This is a genomic window from Kribbella flavida DSM 17836, from assembly GCF_000024345.1.
Classification (GTDB): Bacteria; Actinomycetota; Actinomycetes; order Propionibacteriales; family Kribbellaceae; genus Kribbella; species Kribbella flavida.
On record NC_013729.1, the window covers coordinates 3,678,468 to 3,693,200 of the forward strand.

Consider the following 14,733-nt stretch of genomic DNA (forward strand, 5'->3'; position numbering starts at 1 on the left):
CGATCCGGACAACGGACCGCGCACGAAAGCGCACCCGGCGTAAACCGGTCGGCGTGAACCGGACCTCGGCGCTTTCCCTGGTCAGTCTCCTGCCGGCTGTCTCGGCCCATCGGGTGTTCGACCGATGCTCGGCTCCACCTGGTCGGTTCTCATCGCTGTGGTCGTTGCCGGTGGAGCCGGTTTCCTGATCACCAGCGGGCTGCACGCGACCAGCGTCCTCTCCCGGCCGGCGCTGACCACGGCGACGACGCTGGTCCCGGTCGCTGCGGTCGGCGCACTTCAGCTCGCGGCGACGGTGTCTTCCTCGGCCCGCGCGGAGCCGGAGACCTCGCTGTGCGAGTGCATCGGGTGGGGCGCCGCCTTCGCCTCCAGCGGAACGGCCCTGATCTGCCTCCTGCTGCACTCGTCCGAAGGCTCGCCCGACGCCTAGCCGTCCGCCCAACGCGATCCAGGTCACATCCAGCGGCGGGTTCAGGCAGACTGAGGCCAGGTACTGGGAAGTACGCCGCACCACGGCAAGTACCCGACAGGGGAGGCTCAGATGGGCGAGGAAGTCGACCGGGTCGAGTTCACCCGGGCGGACCGGACCGCGTTCCGCGACCAGGTCCATCGCAACCTGGACGCGTTCGCGCGGATGCTGCGGGAGGCGCGGTTCGACGCCGAGCGGCCGATGACCGGGATCGAGATCGAGCTGAACCTGGTCGACGAGAACTGCGACCCGGCGTTCAAGAACGCCGAGGTGCTGAGCGCGATCGAGGACGACGCGTTTCAGACCGAGCTCGGTCAGTTCAACGTCGAGATCAACGTGCCGCCCGGCCAGATCGACGGCGACGGCCTGCAGACCATGGAGCAGTCGATCCGGGCCAGCCTGAACGCGGCCGAGGAGAAGGCGCAGCGGACCGGGTCGTCGATGGTGGTGGTCGGCATCCTGCCGACGCTGATGACCGATCACATCCGGCGCGAGGCGCTCAGCACCAACCCGCGGTACGCGCTGCTCAACGACCAGATCTTCCAGGCCCGCGGCGAGGACGTGCAGATCTCGATCGACGGCGTCGAGCGGCTGCAGGTGACCGCCGACAGCATCGTGCCCGAGGCCGCGTGCACCTCTACCCAGTTCCACCTGCAGGTGACGCCGGAGGCGTTCCCGCGGTACTGGAACGCGGCCCAGGCGATCTCCGGCGTCCAGCTCGCGGTCGGGGCGAACTCGCCGTTCCTGTTCGGCAAGGAACTGATGCGGGAGACCCGGATCGAGCTGTTCGAGCAGGCGGCCGACACCCGCACGCACGAGCTGAAGACGCAGGGCGTGCGGCCCCGGGTCTGGTTCGGCGAGCGGTGGATCACCTCGATCTTCGACCTGTTCGAGGAGAACTCGCGGTACTACCCCGCGCTGCTGCCGGTCACCTCCGAGGAGGACCCGATCGCCGTGCTGGATCGCGGCGACACCCCGGAGCTTGCGGAACTGCGGCTGCACAACGGGACGATCTACCGCTGGAACCGCCCGGTGTACGACGTTGTCCGGGAGAAGCCGCACCTGCGGGTCGAGAACCGGGTGCTGCCGGCCGGCCCGACGGTGGTCGACACGATGGCCAACGGCGCCTTCTACTTCGGCCTGGTCCGGGCACTGGCCGACGACGAGCGGCCGATCTGGTCGCAGATGTCGTTCAGCGCGGCGGAGGAGAACTTCCACGTCGCGGCCCGGCAGGGCATCGACGCCGAGGTGTTCTGGCCCGGCGTCGGCACGGTCCGGGCGACCGAGCTGGTCCTGCGCCGGCTGTTGCCGTTGGCATCGCGCGGGCTGGACGGCTGGGGCGTCGCGCCGGCGGTCCGGGACCGGCTGCTCGGCATCATCGAGCAGCGGTGCCTCACCCACCGCAACGGCGCGTCCTGGCAGGCCGACGAGTTCCACCGCCTGTACACCAAGGGCTCGCACGGCCGTCGTGACGCTCTGCGAGGAATGCTGAGCCGGTACCGCGACCACATGCACGCCAACACCCCGGTGCACGAGTGGCCGGTGGACTGAACCGGTTAGCCCCGCGGGCCCGGCATCGGCCGCCCGGCGCCGACAACGTAGGACACCCGCGCCGGCCGATTGCCCTGGGCAACGGCAGGGGACTGGCGTGCCGGGGGACCACCCTGCCAAGGTGTGCCCCGGAGGGTTAGACGGTGCCGGCGCGGGTATGCAGGTTCCCACCGAACCGCGGTCCTCGCCTGCATGGTCTCGTTGCGGACACAACTGCCTAACGGTCACGGTCGCGACACAGATCGTGCCTTTCCACAGATGCCGGTGGCGGTTCAGGGCAGTATCGTTCGGAACGGGTCGACAGTGACACCCGGAGGTGAGGCAAGTCGATGACGACCATCGTCGTGGGTTATGTGCCGAAGGCCGAAGGGCGTGCAGCCCTGAGGCGGGCGGCAGAGGAGGCGAAGCTCCGCGACGCCAAGCTGGTGGTGGTGAACTCCCACCGTGGCGGTCGCAGCTTCGACAGCGACGAGGCGGCGGCCAGTGATGCCGCGTTGACGGAGGTACGGGAGCAGCTCGACTCGACCGGCGTGCCCTACGAGGTACGGCAGCTGGTGCGTGGACTCGACCCGGCGGAGGACCTGGTGGCCGTCGCCGAGCAGGTGCACGCGGAGTTCATCGTGATCGGCCTGCGCCGCAGGTCCCCGGTCGGCAAGCTCATCCTCGGCAGCAACGCCCAGCGGGTGCTGCTCGACGCTCCGTGTCCGGTGCTGGCCGTCAAGGCCGAAGATGGGGAGGACTGAGGTGACTTCGACACGCAGCAAGAAACTGTGCCTGGCGCAGCAGCCCGACGCCGACGAGATGCTGAGCAGGGACCCTTTCGCGCTGATGGTCGGCATGCTGCTCGACCAGCAGATCCCGATGGAGCGGGCCTTCGCCGGCCCGGTCCTGATCGCCAAGCGGATGGATGGCCCGTTCGACCCGTCCACGGTCGCCGCCTACGACCCGGACGGCTTCGTCGAGGTGGTGGCCGGCCCGCCCGCCGTGCACCGGTTCCCGACCGCGATGGCGGCCCGGATCCAGACCCTGGCCAAGCACCTGGACGAGGAGTACGGCGGTAACGCCTCGGGCGTCTGGGCCGACGTGAAGTCCGGCGACGACCTGCTGGCCAGGCTGTCGGCCCTGCCGGGATTCGGCGCGCAGAAGGCGAAGATCTTCGTGGCGCTGCTCGGCAAGCAGCTCAAGGTTCGTCCGCGCGGCTGGCGGGAGGCGTCCGAACCGTACGGCGAGGACGGTGCTTACAAGTCGGTCGCCGACGTAATCGACGTCGCCTCCCTGGTGAAGGTGCGGCAGTTCAAGGCCGAGCAGCAGGTCACGCAGCAGCGGGTGGTGGCGCGGCCGTTGCGGCAGACCAGGAACAGTTGAACGTTGAAGTGCTCGAGGCGGTGCCGGTGCGTGAGCGGGCCGGCGCCGCCGACGGCGCGCCGTCCGGGGGGTCGCGCGACGGCAGGCCTTGGTGCCCGGATTACAATGTAGTGTTGCTGCCGCCTGACGGACACCGCTGACCAGCGAACACGATCGCAGACGAGCACAGAAGCCGGTGCGCAGCGCAGAATTCGTGGCACCACCCGAGTAGGACCAGTTTCATCAGCATCGCCGTACCGCCGTACAGAAGAACCCTGCGTCAGACGAGAGGTAATTCGTGTCGTCCAGCTCGTCCGAGAACCTTCCTGCCGAGTCCGCCCGGGCCGTGGCCGCCACTGCCCGGAGCACGGCCCCGAGGACCAGCGCCAGAGTGCCTGACCCTGCCGCCAAGAAGGCAACCGTGAAGAAGGCCGCCCCGGCGGCCAAGAAGGCTGCTGTGTCCACCAAGGAGGACGGTATCCCCGCGAAGAAGGCCGCCGCGAAGAAGGCGCCGGCGAAGAAGGCCGTGTCCGAGGCGGGTCTGGCGATCGACCCGAAGACCGGGAAGCCGCGCGCGCTGGACGAAGTCGACGAGGCGGACTTCCAGCCGGACGCGGTCAAGCCGCTGGAGAAGGAGCTCACCGAGGACCAGGGCTTCATCGTCTCCGAGGCCGACGAGACCGACGAGCCCGAGCAGCAGGTGATGGTGGCCGGCGCCACCGCCGACCCGGTCAAGGACTACCTGAAGCAGATCGGCAAGGTCCCGCTGCTGAACGCGGAGCAGGAGGTCGAGCTCGCCAAGCGGATCGAGGCCGGCCTGTTCGCCGAGGAGCAGCTGAGCGACGAGTCGGCCAAGCTCAAGGACAAGGTCCGCGACGAGTACGACTGGATCTCCGAGGACGGCCGCCGGGCGAAGAACCACCTGCTCGAGGCGAACCTGCGACTCGTCGTCTCGCTGGCCAAGCGCTACACCGGCCGCGGCATGCTGTTCCTGGACCTGATCCAGGAGGGCAACCTGGGCCTGATCCGCGCGGTCGAGAAGTTCGACTACACCAAGGGCTACAAGTTCTCCACCTACGCGACCTGGTGGATCCGGCAGGCGATCACCCGGGCGATGGCCGACCAGGCCCGCACGATCCGGATCCCGGTGCACATGGTCGAGGTGATCAACAAGCTCGCCCGGGTCCAGCGCCAGATGCTGCAGGACCTCGGCCGCGAGCCCACTCCGGAGGAGCTCGCCAAGGAGCTCGACATGACCCCGGAGAAGGTCATCGAGGTGCAGAAGTACGGCCGCGAGCCGATCTCCCTGCACACCCCGCTCGGTGAGGACGGCGACTCCGAGTTCGGCGACCTGATCGAGGACTCCGAGGCGATCGTGCCGGCCGAGGCGGTCTCCTTCACCCTGCTGCAGGAGCAGCTGCACGCGGTGCTGGACACGCTGTCCGAGCGCGAGGCCGGCGTGGTCTCGATGCGCTTCGGGCTCACCGACGGCCAGCCCAAGACGCTGGACGAGATCGGCAAGGTCTACGGCGTCACCCGTGAGCGGATCCGGCAGATCGAGTCGAAGACGATGTCGAAGCTGCGGCACCCGTCCCGCTCCCAGGTCCTGCGCGACTACCTCGACTGATGACACTGCTGGGCAGGGCACTCGCCGGCGTCTGGACGCTGGCGATGCCTGCCCTCGGGCCGGACTCCGGCCTGCTGGCCGTCGCCGTACTCACGGCGGCGGCCGTTCTGTTCGCGCTGCTGGCGGCTGCCCGGACGACCCCGCTGGGGCCGGCCCCGCTGCACGCGCTCAGCACCGCCCTGCGTGCGCAGTCACGCCAGGCGCGCTACATCCCGCTCCGCGATCCCGACGCCGCCGGCAGGCCGCGTCCGAGAGCACCGGGTCAGAGGTAACCGGGCTGCGTTCGTTCGTGCAGCCCGTTCCGCTGTCCTGTCGCTTCTCTCATCGCGGAGTTCTGCCATGCCTTCCTTTCTCGACGCGCCCGTCAGCGGCGCGTACCACCTCGTGTCCTGGCTCGCCACGACCATCGAACCCCTCGGCGGCCCGTACGCCGCCGCGCTGGCCATCGTTGTCTGTACGATCGCCGTCCGCCTGCTCCTGCTGCCACTGAGCCTCGCCGCGGTCCGGGGCGAGAAGTCCCGGTCGGTGCTGATGCCGCAGATCCAGGAGATCTCCCGACGGCACGCCGGCAACCCGGAGCGGGCCCAGCGGGAGATCGCCAAGCTGCAGGCGGAGTCGGGCACCACACTGTTCGCCGGCTGCCTGCCGATGTTCGCGCAACTGCCGTTCTTCTGGGTGCTCTACAGCCTCTTCTCCCGGACGGTCGTCGCGGGAGAGTCGAACCATCTGCTGGCCGGCACGCTGTTCGGCGCGCCGCTCGGTGTGCACTGGCCGCTGTTCGCCTCCACCCCCGCGTACGTCGGTCTGGCGGTACTCCTGGCGGTTGTCGCCTGCTTCTCCGCCCGTCGCCAGTTGGCCCGCCTGCACGAGACCGCCACGCCGATGAGCCGCAACCTCGCGAGGCTGCTTCCCTTCGGCACGCTGGTCACCGCCGCCTTCATTCCGCTCGCCGCCGGCCTCTACCTGCTGACCACCACCACCTGGACAGTGGTCGAACGGGCAATCCTCCTGCGCTGATCAGCGCAGGCGCTCCTGGGGTGGGAGGAAGGGCGAGCCGAACACCGCGTCGGCGATCTGGCTGCAGACCGGGTACCAGTTCCAGTCGCAGTTGATGTTCACCGAGACCAGGCGTCGGGCGTCAGGAGTTCCCATGGTGAAACTGGCGGTGCCCATCTCCACACCGGCCACGATGTTGAGCGTGCGGCCGTCGGCCAGCGCCCATTCACTCACGCCGGTGCCGTAGCGGGTGTTGGGCAGCCAATCGCTGGTGGGGACCGTGCTCCACATCGTGCGATGCTGCGCGGGCGGCAACAGCGAGCCGGTGATCATTGCCTTGGTGAACCGGAGCATGTCGCTGGTGGTCGAAACGACGCCGCCCGCGGCCCACCCCCAGATCGTCCTGTCGGTGACGTCGACCGGATCGGCGTCGGGGCCTTCCAGCAGCGACGCGTAGTTGTCCGGCGTGAGGCTGTCGATGTCCACGCCCTCCTTGAAGAACTGCCGGGAGTACACCCTGGCGTGCGGTCCCCGGTACTGCCGCTCGTCGAGGGCCCGGGCATAGGTGCCGGTCAGTCCGAGCGGCTGAACGACCGTCCGGTCGACCTCGTCCTCATAGCGTCGCCCGGTCACCTTTTCGATGATGGCCCCGGCGAGGTGGTAGCCGCCGTTGCTGTAGGCGAAGTCCGAACCCGGTGCGGACAACGGAGGAATGGTCAGCTGGATCTTCAGCAACTCTTCGACGGTCCAGACGTCGTAGCGGTGTGCGGCGAAGCCGGCCCGGGTGTTGTACTTCCGCGCGAGCTCGACGTTCAGGCCGGTGATCCCCAGGCCGCTGGTATGGGTCAGCAGCTGGCCGATCGTGATCCGGCGGCCGTCGTTGCCGTTGCCGCGCACCATGCCGGGCAGCCACTGCTCCACGGTGTCGGTGAGGCTCAGCCGGCCCTCGGCCTCCAGCGTCAGCATCGCGGCGGCGGTGAATGCCTTGGCGCCGCTGCCGACGCTGAACTGCTCTCCGAGTTCGCGGGGCCGACCGGCCTCGAGGTCGGACAGTCCGGCTGCCCCGCTCCAGGCGTCGTTCTCGTCCTGCATCGCTGCGACGACGCCGGGCGCGCCGTACTCGGCCACCACGCTGTCGAGCACCTGCTGCACGTTCTTGATGATTGCCATCGCACTGCCTTTCGGGAGGTTTTCCGTGACGTCCTCCACGATGTTCGGCAGCTCTGACAGGCCGCTGATATCTCGCTTCCAACCGGCAGCGGCTGGCTTCAAGGCGCTCTCAGCCGCCGGATAGCCTGTCCGGCATGCGGATCGAGGTGCTGGGGCCGGTTCTGGCGTACGCCGATGACGGCGCGCCGATCGACCTGGGCGGCACCAGGGTTCGCGCGCTGCTGGCCAGGCTGGCCCTGGCCGGGAACGAAGTGGTGTCGGTCGATTCGCTACTCGACGGCCTGTGGGGGGACCACTCCTCCGGAGGCACCCTCAACGCGTTGCACGCGCTGGTGCACCGCCTGCGCAAGGCCTTGGCCGGGGCCGGGGTGGTGGAGACGGTGGCCGGCGGGTACCGCCTGCGCCTGCGCAGCGAGCAGGTCGACGCGGTCCGCTTCGAGCAACAGGCCAAGCGAGGCAGCCGCGAACTGGCGGCGGGCGCAGCGCAGCCGGCGGCCTCGCTGCTGGAGGAAGCGCTGGCACTGTGGCGGGGGGAGGCGCTGGCCGACGTGCGCACCATTCCTTTTGCCGGTACGGCCGGCGCCCGCCTGGACGAACTGCGCATCGGGGCTCTCGAAGACCGCTTCGAGGCGGAGCTACGGCTTGGCCACCACGGCGAGATTCTGGCCGATGTGGAGGCGGTGGCCGCGGCCCATCCGCTCCGGGAACGACTGGCCGGGTTGCGGATGCGCGCTCTGCACGCCGCGGGCCGCCAGTCCGAGGCGCTGGCCGTGTTCGAAGGGGTCCGCAGGACTCTCGCCGAGGAGCTGGGCGTCGACCCCTCCGAAGCGTTGCGCACGACGCATCTCGCCGTGCTGCGGGGTGAGCTGGACATTCCCGAGGCGGAACAGGTCCGGCCGGAGGCGGTGCGAGGCCGCCTGCCGGCCCAGCTGACCCGCTTCGTCGGCCGCGAGGACGAGTTGAGTTTGCTGGCCGGGTCGTTGGAGACCTCCCGGCTGGTCACTGTCGTGGGGCCCGGAGGAGTGGGCAAGACCCGACTGGCCGTGGAGGCGGTGAGTCGGCATCGGGCCCATCAGCGCGGCCGGGTCTGGCTCGTTTCCCTGGCTGCGGTCAACACGGCTGACGGGTTGGCGGAGGCGGTGCTGGGCTCGCTCAGCGTCGCCGAAGCCCAGCCGTCCGGCACACCGCTGGAGCGGGTGGTCAACTTGCTCGCCGGTGGTGAGGGCGTGCTGGTGCTGGACAACTGCGAGCAAATTTCCGCACTTGTCGCGGAGTTCGCCGGGCAGCTGCTGGAGCGCCAGCCGTACCTGACCATCCTCGCCACGAGCCGGGAGCCGCTCGAGGTCATGGGGGAGACGCTGTGTCGTCTGGGCCCGCTCGACCTCCCTGACGCGCACGCCGATGCAGTGCGTGCTCGCGAATCGGCCGCGGTGCGGCTGTTCCTCGATCGGGCGGCAGCGGTACAGCGCAGCTTCGTCCTGGACGCATCCACCGCGGCCCCGGTCGTGGACATCGTGCGCCGGCTGGATGGGCTGCCGTTGGCCCTGGAGTTGGCCGCGGCGCGATTGCGGACCATGAGCGCCGAGCAGATTTCCCGGCGGCTGGATGACCGCTTCCGGCTGCTTTGCACCGGTAACCGGACCGCCCAGCCCCGCCAGCAGACCCTGCATGCGGTGATCGAATGGAGCTGGGACCTCCTGACCTCACAAGAGCGCACGCTGGCCCGTCGGATGTCGGTATTCCCGGCGCGCACCGGCGTCGCCGTGATCGAAGCGGTCTGTGCGGATTCGGAGGAGGGACTTCGCGCGGACGAGGTCGTCGACCTGCTGGACTCTTTGGTCGACAAGTCCATTGTGGAGTGGGCCGGCGACGGCTACTGGATGCTGGAAACCATCCGGGCCCATGCGGCGGACAAGCTCCGGCTCGCAGCCGAGGACGAAGCCGTCCTGCGCGGGCTCACGCGGTACTTCGCGGACCTGGCCGAGGAGCACGAGCCGCTGCTGCGTTCGGACAAGCAGGCGGAGTCGCTGCGGCTGTTCCAGGCCGAGTACGACAACCTGATGTTCGCCCTGCAAACGGCCATCGAGAACGGCGACGCCTCGGACTCCGCCCGGATTCTCGGGCCGCTGTACTGGTACTGGGTCATGCACCGCTACGACGCCCGCGCCGAGGCCTACGTCGCCAAGGTCGCCGAGTTCGGCGAAGCGCTGCCCGCGGACGCCCGGGCCGCGTTCACCGCGTTGCATCTGATCATCGGCTCGGGCGGGCCGCTCACCGACCGGCTGGGCGCGCTCATCGACGACTGCGTGCGCACCGGCGCTCTGCGGCGTTACCCGATGCTGCTGACGATCGTGCTGGTGATGGCACCGCTGCTCGGGCTCGATGAGCTGGCCGAGAGGGAGATCGCCCGAGTACGCCGCGGCTCGGACCGTTGGGCAATCGCCTGCACCTTCATGATCGAAGCCATGTGGCATCGCGGACGGGGCGACCGGGAAAGCTCCACGACCGCGATGGCAACGGCGCTGCACGCGTTCGAGGAGGTCGGCGATCGCTGGTGGGCGGCCAAGGCGCTGTACGGCCTGGCGCAGAACCACGCCATCGCCGGTGACCACGACCAGGCGATCACCGCCTACCAGGACAGCCTCGCGATCGCTGTGGACCTCGGCTCGCAGGACGAGGTCTCGAGTCGGCTCGGGCTCGCCACCGAACGCATGCGTGCCGGCGATCTGACCGGCGCCAAGCGCGACATCGAGACCGCCGAACGAGCGGCCTGGCAGCGTGGCCAGCCGGCGCTGGAGATCGAGGCGCTCGGCATCCTGGCTGAGCTGTACCGCCGCTCCGGAGAGGTCCAACACGCTGATCAAGAGCTCGATCGGATGGAAACGCTCATTCACAAGCTGCCCCTGGCCGCCGAGCATGCAGGCAATCGGCTGCTCCTCGCTCGGGTGGCCAACCTGCTCACCGCCGGGAATGCCGTACGCGCCCGCGAACTACTGCCCCGCGCCGTCCACGCGGCGCAGGCGGACAGGGACGCCCCCTTGGCCGCTCAACTCCTGGCCAGGCTGCTGTTCCTGGAGGGCGACCCGGCCGGTGCGGCCACAGCGCTCGGCCTCAGCGAGGCTGTCCGCGGCACCTTCGACCACGGCGACACCGAGTTGCGCTGGCTTGCGGCGGCACTCGCGGAACGGCTCGGCCGTACCGACTACGAGACCGCCTACCACCGAGGGGCCGACCTGACACCGCACCAGGCCACCGACCGGCTGACAACAATGGCGGGCGCTGCACCTTGAGCAGCTTCCGCGGACGCGACCGGCAGGACGCGCGCTGAGGTTGCCGTAACGGCAAAGATGTTTGCCTCAGCGGCCGCTGGGCCCGACCATCGGGACATGACGACCGAACATGTTCACGACGAGCACTACTGGGACAACTTCTACGCCGAGAAGGATCAGATCTGGAGCGGCCGGCCCAACGCCGCGCTGGTGCACGAGGTGGCCGGCCTGACTCCGGGCACCGCACTGGATCTCGGCTGCGGAGAGGGTGCCGACGCCATCTGGCTGGCCGGGCAGGGCTGGACGGTCACGGCGGTCGACATCTCCGCGGTGGCGCTGGAACGTGCGGCCCGGCACGCAGAGCAGGCAGGTGTCGCCGACCGGATCGACTGGCAGCAGCACGAGCTGGGCAAGTCGTTCCCGGACGGTCAGTACGACCTGGTGTCGGCGCAGTTCCTGCACTCGGTGACCGAGCTGCCGCGCGAGGCGATCCTGCGCACCGCGTCCCGTGCCGTCGCGCCGGGCGGCGTACTGCTGATCGAGGGACACCTCGGCTTTCCGCCGGGAGAGGAGAACCCGCACCCGGAGATCCACTTTCCCTCGCCTGCCGAGGTGATCGAGGACCTCGAGCTGGCCGAGGGGGAGTGGGAGGTGCTGGTCAGCCGCGAGCACGGCCGCGAGCAGATCGACCGCACGGGCAAGCTCATCCACCGCCGCGACAGCACGGTCAAGCTCCGCCGGCTGCCGAGCTGAGCTGCACCACTACATCCAGGGCCGGACGGAGGCGGCCGGGCGGGCTTCGCCGTGCTCAGGGCTGGTTCGGCACCAGCGGCAGGGTGACGGTGAAGGTCGCCCCGCCGCCCGGGGTGTCGGTGACCGTCACCCGGCCTCGATGTGCGGCGACCAGGGCGGCGACGATGGACAGGCCGAGCCCCGAGCCGCCGGTGGCGCGGGTCCGCGCGGAGTCGGCGCGGTAGAACCGCTCGAACACGCGCGCCTTCTGCTCGTCGCTCAGCCCGTCGCCTCGGTCGGCCACCTCCAGGACCGCTTCACCGTCACGCGTTCCGACCGCGACCGTGATCGCGGCCTCGGCCGGAGTGTGGTGCAGAGCGTTGCTGACCAGGTTGCCGAGGACCTGCCGCAGCCGCGCCTCGTCGCCCTCGACCACGGGCGCGCTCGAGCCGGGCAAGATCCGCAGGCTCACCACGCGATCCGGCTGCACCGCGTGGACGTCGTGCACCGCGTCGCCCGCGAGCGTCAGCAGATCCACCGGCTGGTACTGCAGCGGCCGCTGCTGGTCGAGCCTTGCCAGCAGCAACAAGTCGTCGACGAGCAGACCCATCCGCTTCGCCTCCTCCTCGATCCGTCGCATCGTCGCCGGATCGGCGGAACCACCACGTTGCCGGCTCAGCTCCGCGAAACCCCGGATCGACGTCAGCGGGGTGCGCAACTCGTGGCTCGCGTCCGCGACGAACCGGCGCATCCGGTCCTCCGACTGGCGCGCGTGCTCCTCGGAACGCTTCGCGATCTCCGCGGACCGCCGGGCAGCCTCCTCGGACCGCCGCGCGGCGAACTCCGACGCGGTGCGCTGGGCGAACGCCGTCTCGATCTGGCCGAGCATCTGGTTCAGCGCCAGCGACAACCGGCCGACCTCGGTGCGCGGGTCGCGCTGCGGAACGCGCCGGCCCAGGTCGCCGCCGGCGATCGCGACGGCGGTGTGCTCGACGTCCTCCAGGCCGCGCAGACTACGCCGTACGACGTACGTGCCGACACCGGCGAGCAGCACGAGCAGGATCACCCCGGCGGCGATCTGAACACCGACGAGCTGCTGGAGGGTCCGGTTCATGTCGCCGAGGCTCTGCGCGACCATCACGTAGCCGCGGTCGCTGTTCCTGAGCGGTACGGCGACGACGCGCCAGGTGTCTCCACCGTCGAGGGCCGGTACGTTGAACGGCTCGTTGCCGCGGGACTTCACCTGAGCAAGGGTCAGCGCAGGCAGCCTGGGCGGCGCCTCCGACGAACGCAGCGGCTGCAGAAACCGGTCTGCCCCGGTCCCGTCCGATTTGAAGGTCTGCACGTAGAACGCGCTGGGCAGCGGCGGGCCGCTGTCCGGGCGGGGTCCGACGATGCTTCGCCACGGACGGTTGGCGATCGGTCCGGAGGCATCGGCCAGCTGGGCGTCGACGCGGTCGGTCAGGTAGCCGCGCATGATGGTGGTTGCCACCAGGCCGGACGCGAGCAGCGCCGCGGTCACCAAGGTCAGCAGGACCAGGACGATGGTGACGCGCAGGGGGTAGCGCTCGGTCAGGCGCCGGTGGCCGAGCATCAGTGGGGGCCTCGCGGAGTACGCAGGACGTAGCCGACGCCGCGGACGGTGTGCAGCAGCTTCGGCTCGCCGGTGTCGACCTTGCGGCGCAGGTAGGACACGTACGACTCGACCACGCCGGCGTCACCGGCGAAGTCGTAGTTCCAGACCGCGGACAGGAGCTGGCCCTTCGACATCACCCGCTCGGCGTTCTCCAGCAGGCAGCGGAGCAGCTTGAACTCGGTCAGCGACAGTTGGACCGCCTGACCCGCCTTGAACACCTCGTAGCTGTCCTCGTTGAGCTCCAGGTCGGCATACTTCAGTACGGCGGGCTCGGCGGCCGCCTGCTCGCGATGCCCCGAGCGGCGGAGCAGAGCGCGGACCCGGGCGACCAGCTCGTCCAGGCTGAACGGCTTCGTCACATAGTCGTCGCCGCCGGTCTGCAGGCCGAGGACTTTGTCCTCCACCGCGTCCCGGGCGGTCAGGAAGAGTACCGGGACGTGCCGGTCCTCGCCACGCAGGCGCCGGACCACTTCGAACCCGTCGAGCCCCGGCATCATCACGTCCAGCACGACCAGGTCGGGCTCCACCTCCCGCGCCTTGCGCAGCGCCTCGGTGCCGTGCGCCGCCGTGGTCACGTCGTACCCCGCGAACCGCAGACTCGCGGACAGCAGCTCGACGATGTTCGGCTCGTCGTCGACCACCAGCAGATGCGGACTCATGCCCACCAGTCTGCTCCCCCCACCCAGGCGCATCCTGCCAACTCCCTGGCAGTTCCCTGTGAGTGTCCTCCCGACGGGTGAGCCGCCGGGAGGACACCAGGGATCAGCGGGGACCGCGCTTGAAGCCCCACTTCTCGCGGGCGGCGTCGCGGACCGTGCCGTCGTTGACGCGGGTCGCGGTCGCCTTTCCGTCGGCCACGGTCGCGATCACCGTGACCTGGTTGCCGGCCTTCACGTCGGCGATCCCGTCCCGCGCGGCGTTCACCAGGGTGTCCTCCGTGAGCGTGTACTCCCGGCTGTACCCGTCCGCGCTCTTCACCGTGATCTTGTCCGTGCTGACCGCGGTGACCTCGCCCCGCTGGCTGGCGACGGTCTGGTAGCCGCCGCCGTCCTTCTCCACCACGAACTCCCCGTGCAGCGCGCCGCCGAAGCCGAGCTCGCCGCGCCGCCCCGGCCCGTGGCCGGCCTCGGGCTTGCCGGACTCGGCCGGCGCCGACGGCGAGGCCGAAGGCGACGGGGACGGCGTGGGATCGGCGCTGGTGGTCGCCCAGGCGACTCCCCCGGCCGCCGTCGTGACGACGACCGCCGCCACGGTGCCGGCCACCCGCCAGGACTTGTCGGTGAGTTTCTGCAACGCCATCTGGAACTGCCTCCCGGTACTGCGCACCAGGCCGTCACCTGGTGCTGGTCGTTCCACCTTGCGACGCCGACCTGAGGCACGCCTCCCGGAAAGCTGGCAAAACCCTGGCAATCGCGCCGCCCGGGTCTCCGCGCGCAGCTGTCAGACCAGGAACAGCACCGCGACCAGCCAGACCGCCGCGGCGAGCGCGGTCCCGATGAACTCGATCAGGATCGACAGGCCGGTCGCCCGCAGCGCGTGCTTGGTCGAGCCCCAGGCCGCCGGGTGGGTGCCCAGGCGCTGCCGCTCGGACAGGTACACACCGAGCGGGAACCCGACGAACATGCCGACCACCGGGATCAGGAAGAACCCCACGATCCCCAGCAGCACGCCGACGAACATCGACCGCCGCGGTACGCCGGACTCGCGCAGCCGGCGTTCCGGCACGATGTACTTCACCACCTGACTGGCACCGATCAGCACCACGGCCGCGGCGAGCACGGCCCACCCGGTCGGACTCTGCAGCTCGAGAGCCCAGATCAGGATCGCGGCGAGACTGAGCAGTGCGCCCGGCAGCACGGGCACCACGATGCCGATGATGCCGACGAAGATCGTGATGCCGATCAGGATCGTACCCACGCTGTTCACGCCCCCACTCTGC

Annotated in this window: 14 protein-coding genes; 9 read left to right on the forward strand and 5 right to left on the reverse strand. The window is 69.9% G+C overall.

What is annotated here, in order from left to right; all coding sequences use genetic code 11:
* Positions 1-124 precede the first annotated feature (124 nt).
* From KFLA_RS17020 to KFLA_RS17050, 7 genes are all read left to right on the forward strand, one after another.
* The gene (locus KFLA_RS17020; protein WP_012921039.1) at positions 125-430 is read left to right on the forward strand and encodes a hypothetical protein; all 306 of its coding nucleotides are present in this window, start codon (positions 125-127) and stop codon (positions 428-430) included.
* A 111-nt stretch (positions 431-541) separates the two neighbouring features.
* A complete protein-coding gene (locus KFLA_RS17025) occupies positions 542-2,020 on the forward strand; it encodes a glutamate-cysteine ligase family protein (RefSeq protein WP_012921040.1) in 1,479 nt (492 codons plus the stop codon).
* Between the two features lie 329 nt (positions 2,021-2,349).
* Positions 2,350-2,763, forward strand: a complete 414-nt coding sequence (locus KFLA_RS17030) for a universal stress protein (protein WP_012921041.1) — start codon at positions 2,350-2,352, stop codon at positions 2,761-2,763.
* A gap of 1 nt (position 2,764) precedes the next feature.
* Positions 2,765-3,385, forward strand: coding sequence for an HhH-GPD-type base excision DNA repair protein (locus KFLA_RS17035; RefSeq protein WP_012921042.1), 621 nt, complete (start codon positions 2,765-2,767; stop codon positions 3,383-3,385).
* A gap of 277 nt (positions 3,386-3,662) precedes the next feature.
* On the forward strand, positions 3,663-4,991 hold the full coding sequence (locus KFLA_RS17040) for an RNA polymerase sigma factor (protein WP_012921043.1): 1,329 nt from the start codon (positions 3,663-3,665) through the stop codon (positions 4,989-4,991).
* A complete protein-coding gene (locus tag KFLA_RS17045; protein ID WP_012921044.1) occupies positions 4,991-5,263 on the forward strand; it encodes a DUF6412 domain-containing protein in 273 nt (90 codons plus the stop codon). The genes KFLA_RS17040 and KFLA_RS17045 overlap by 1 nt, the downstream gene beginning before the upstream one ends.
* A 67-nt stretch (positions 5,264-5,330) precedes the next feature.
* A complete protein-coding gene (locus KFLA_RS17050; RefSeq protein WP_012921045.1) occupies positions 5,331-6,008 on the forward strand; it encodes a YidC/Oxa1 family membrane protein insertase in 678 nt (225 codons plus the stop codon).
* Here the strand turns inward: KFLA_RS17050 and KFLA_RS17055 are convergent, their stop codons facing one another.
* Positions 6,009-7,157 (reverse strand): serine hydrolase domain-containing protein, encoded by a 1,149-nt coding sequence (locus KFLA_RS17055; protein WP_041289364.1) that lies wholly within the window; start codon positions 7,155-7,157, stop codon positions 6,009-6,011. It abuts the gene before it with no gap.
* Positions 7,158-7,291: 134 nt separating this feature from the next.
* Between KFLA_RS17055 and KFLA_RS17060 the strand changes: the two genes are divergently transcribed.
* Both KFLA_RS17060 and KFLA_RS17065 read left to right on the forward strand, forming a co-directional pair.
* Positions 7,292-10,447 (forward strand): AfsR/SARP family transcriptional regulator, encoded by a 3,156-nt coding sequence (locus KFLA_RS17060; RefSeq protein WP_012921047.1) that lies wholly within the window; start codon positions 7,292-7,294, stop codon positions 10,445-10,447.
* 96 nt (positions 10,448-10,543) lie between these two features.
* Positions 10,544-11,179 (forward strand): SAM-dependent methyltransferase, encoded by a 636-nt coding sequence (locus tag KFLA_RS17065; protein WP_012921048.1) that lies wholly within the window; start codon positions 10,544-10,546, stop codon positions 11,177-11,179.
* Between the two features lie 55 nt (positions 11,180-11,234).
* Here the strand turns inward: KFLA_RS17065 and KFLA_RS17070 are convergent, their stop codons facing one another.
* The 4 genes from KFLA_RS17070 to KFLA_RS17085 form a co-directional block, all read right to left on the reverse strand.
* Complete coding sequence (locus KFLA_RS17070) at positions 11,235-12,752, reverse strand: sensor histidine kinase (RefSeq protein WP_012921049.1); 1,518 nt, start codon at positions 12,750-12,752, stop codon at positions 11,235-11,237.
* The gene (locus KFLA_RS17075; RefSeq protein ID WP_041289365.1) at positions 12,752-13,453 is read right to left on the reverse strand and encodes a response regulator transcription factor; all 702 of its coding nucleotides are present in this window, start codon (positions 13,451-13,453) and stop codon (positions 12,752-12,754) included. The genes KFLA_RS17070 and KFLA_RS17075 overlap by 1 nt, the downstream gene beginning before the upstream one ends.
* 103 nt (positions 13,454-13,556) lie before the next feature.
* Positions 13,557-14,093 carry a hypothetical protein gene (locus KFLA_RS17080; RefSeq protein ID WP_012921051.1) on the reverse strand — a complete coding sequence of 179 codons (537 nt, stop codon included), beginning with the start codon at positions 14,091-14,093 and terminating at the stop codon, positions 13,557-13,559.
* Between the two features lie 141 nt (positions 14,094-14,234).
* Positions 14,235-14,720 (reverse strand): DUF456 domain-containing protein, encoded by a 486-nt coding sequence (locus tag KFLA_RS17085; RefSeq protein WP_012921052.1) that lies wholly within the window; start codon positions 14,718-14,720, stop codon positions 14,235-14,237.
* Positions 14,721-14,733 lie beyond the last annotated feature (13 nt).

Excerpts from the sequence above, each read along its gene's own strand:
- KFLA_RS17065 (WP_012921048.1), top strand. The coding sequence starts at position 10,544 with ATGACGACCGAACATGTTCACGACGAGCACTACTGGGACAACTTCTAC.
- KFLA_RS17080 (WP_012921051.1), bottom strand. The coding sequence starts at position 14,093 with ATGGCGTTGCAGAAACTCACCGACAAGTCCTGGCGGGTGGCCGGCACC.
- KFLA_RS17055 (WP_041289364.1), bottom strand. The coding sequence starts at position 7,157 with ATGGCAATCATCAAGAACGTGCAGCAGGTGCTCGACAGCGTGGTGGCC.
- KFLA_RS17075 (WP_041289365.1), bottom strand. The coding sequence starts at position 13,453 with ATGAGTCCGCATCTGCTGGTGGTCGACGACGAGCCGAACATCGTCGAG.
- KFLA_RS17060 (WP_012921047.1), top strand. The coding sequence starts at position 7,292 with ATGCGGATCGAGGTGCTGGGGCCGGTTCTGGCGTACGCCGATGACGGC.
- KFLA_RS17050 (WP_012921045.1), top strand. The coding sequence starts at position 5,331 with ATGCCTTCCTTTCTCGACGCGCCCGTCAGCGGCGCGTACCACCTCGTG.
- KFLA_RS17030 (WP_012921041.1), top strand. The coding sequence starts at position 2,350 with ATGACGACCATCGTCGTGGGTTATGTGCCGAAGGCCGAAGGGCGTGCA.
- KFLA_RS17025 (WP_012921040.1), top strand. The coding sequence starts at position 542 with ATGGGCGAGGAAGTCGACCGGGTCGAGTTCACCCGGGCGGACCGGACC.
- KFLA_RS17020 (WP_012921039.1), top strand. The coding sequence starts at position 125 with ATGCTCGGCTCCACCTGGTCGGTTCTCATCGCTGTGGTCGTTGCCGGT.
- KFLA_RS17045 (WP_012921044.1), top strand. The coding sequence starts at position 4,991 with ATGACACTGCTGGGCAGGGCACTCGCCGGCGTCTGGACGCTGGCGATG.
- KFLA_RS17070 (WP_012921049.1), bottom strand. The coding sequence starts at position 12,752 with ATGCTCGGCCACCGGCGCCTGACCGAGCGCTACCCCCTGCGCGTCACC.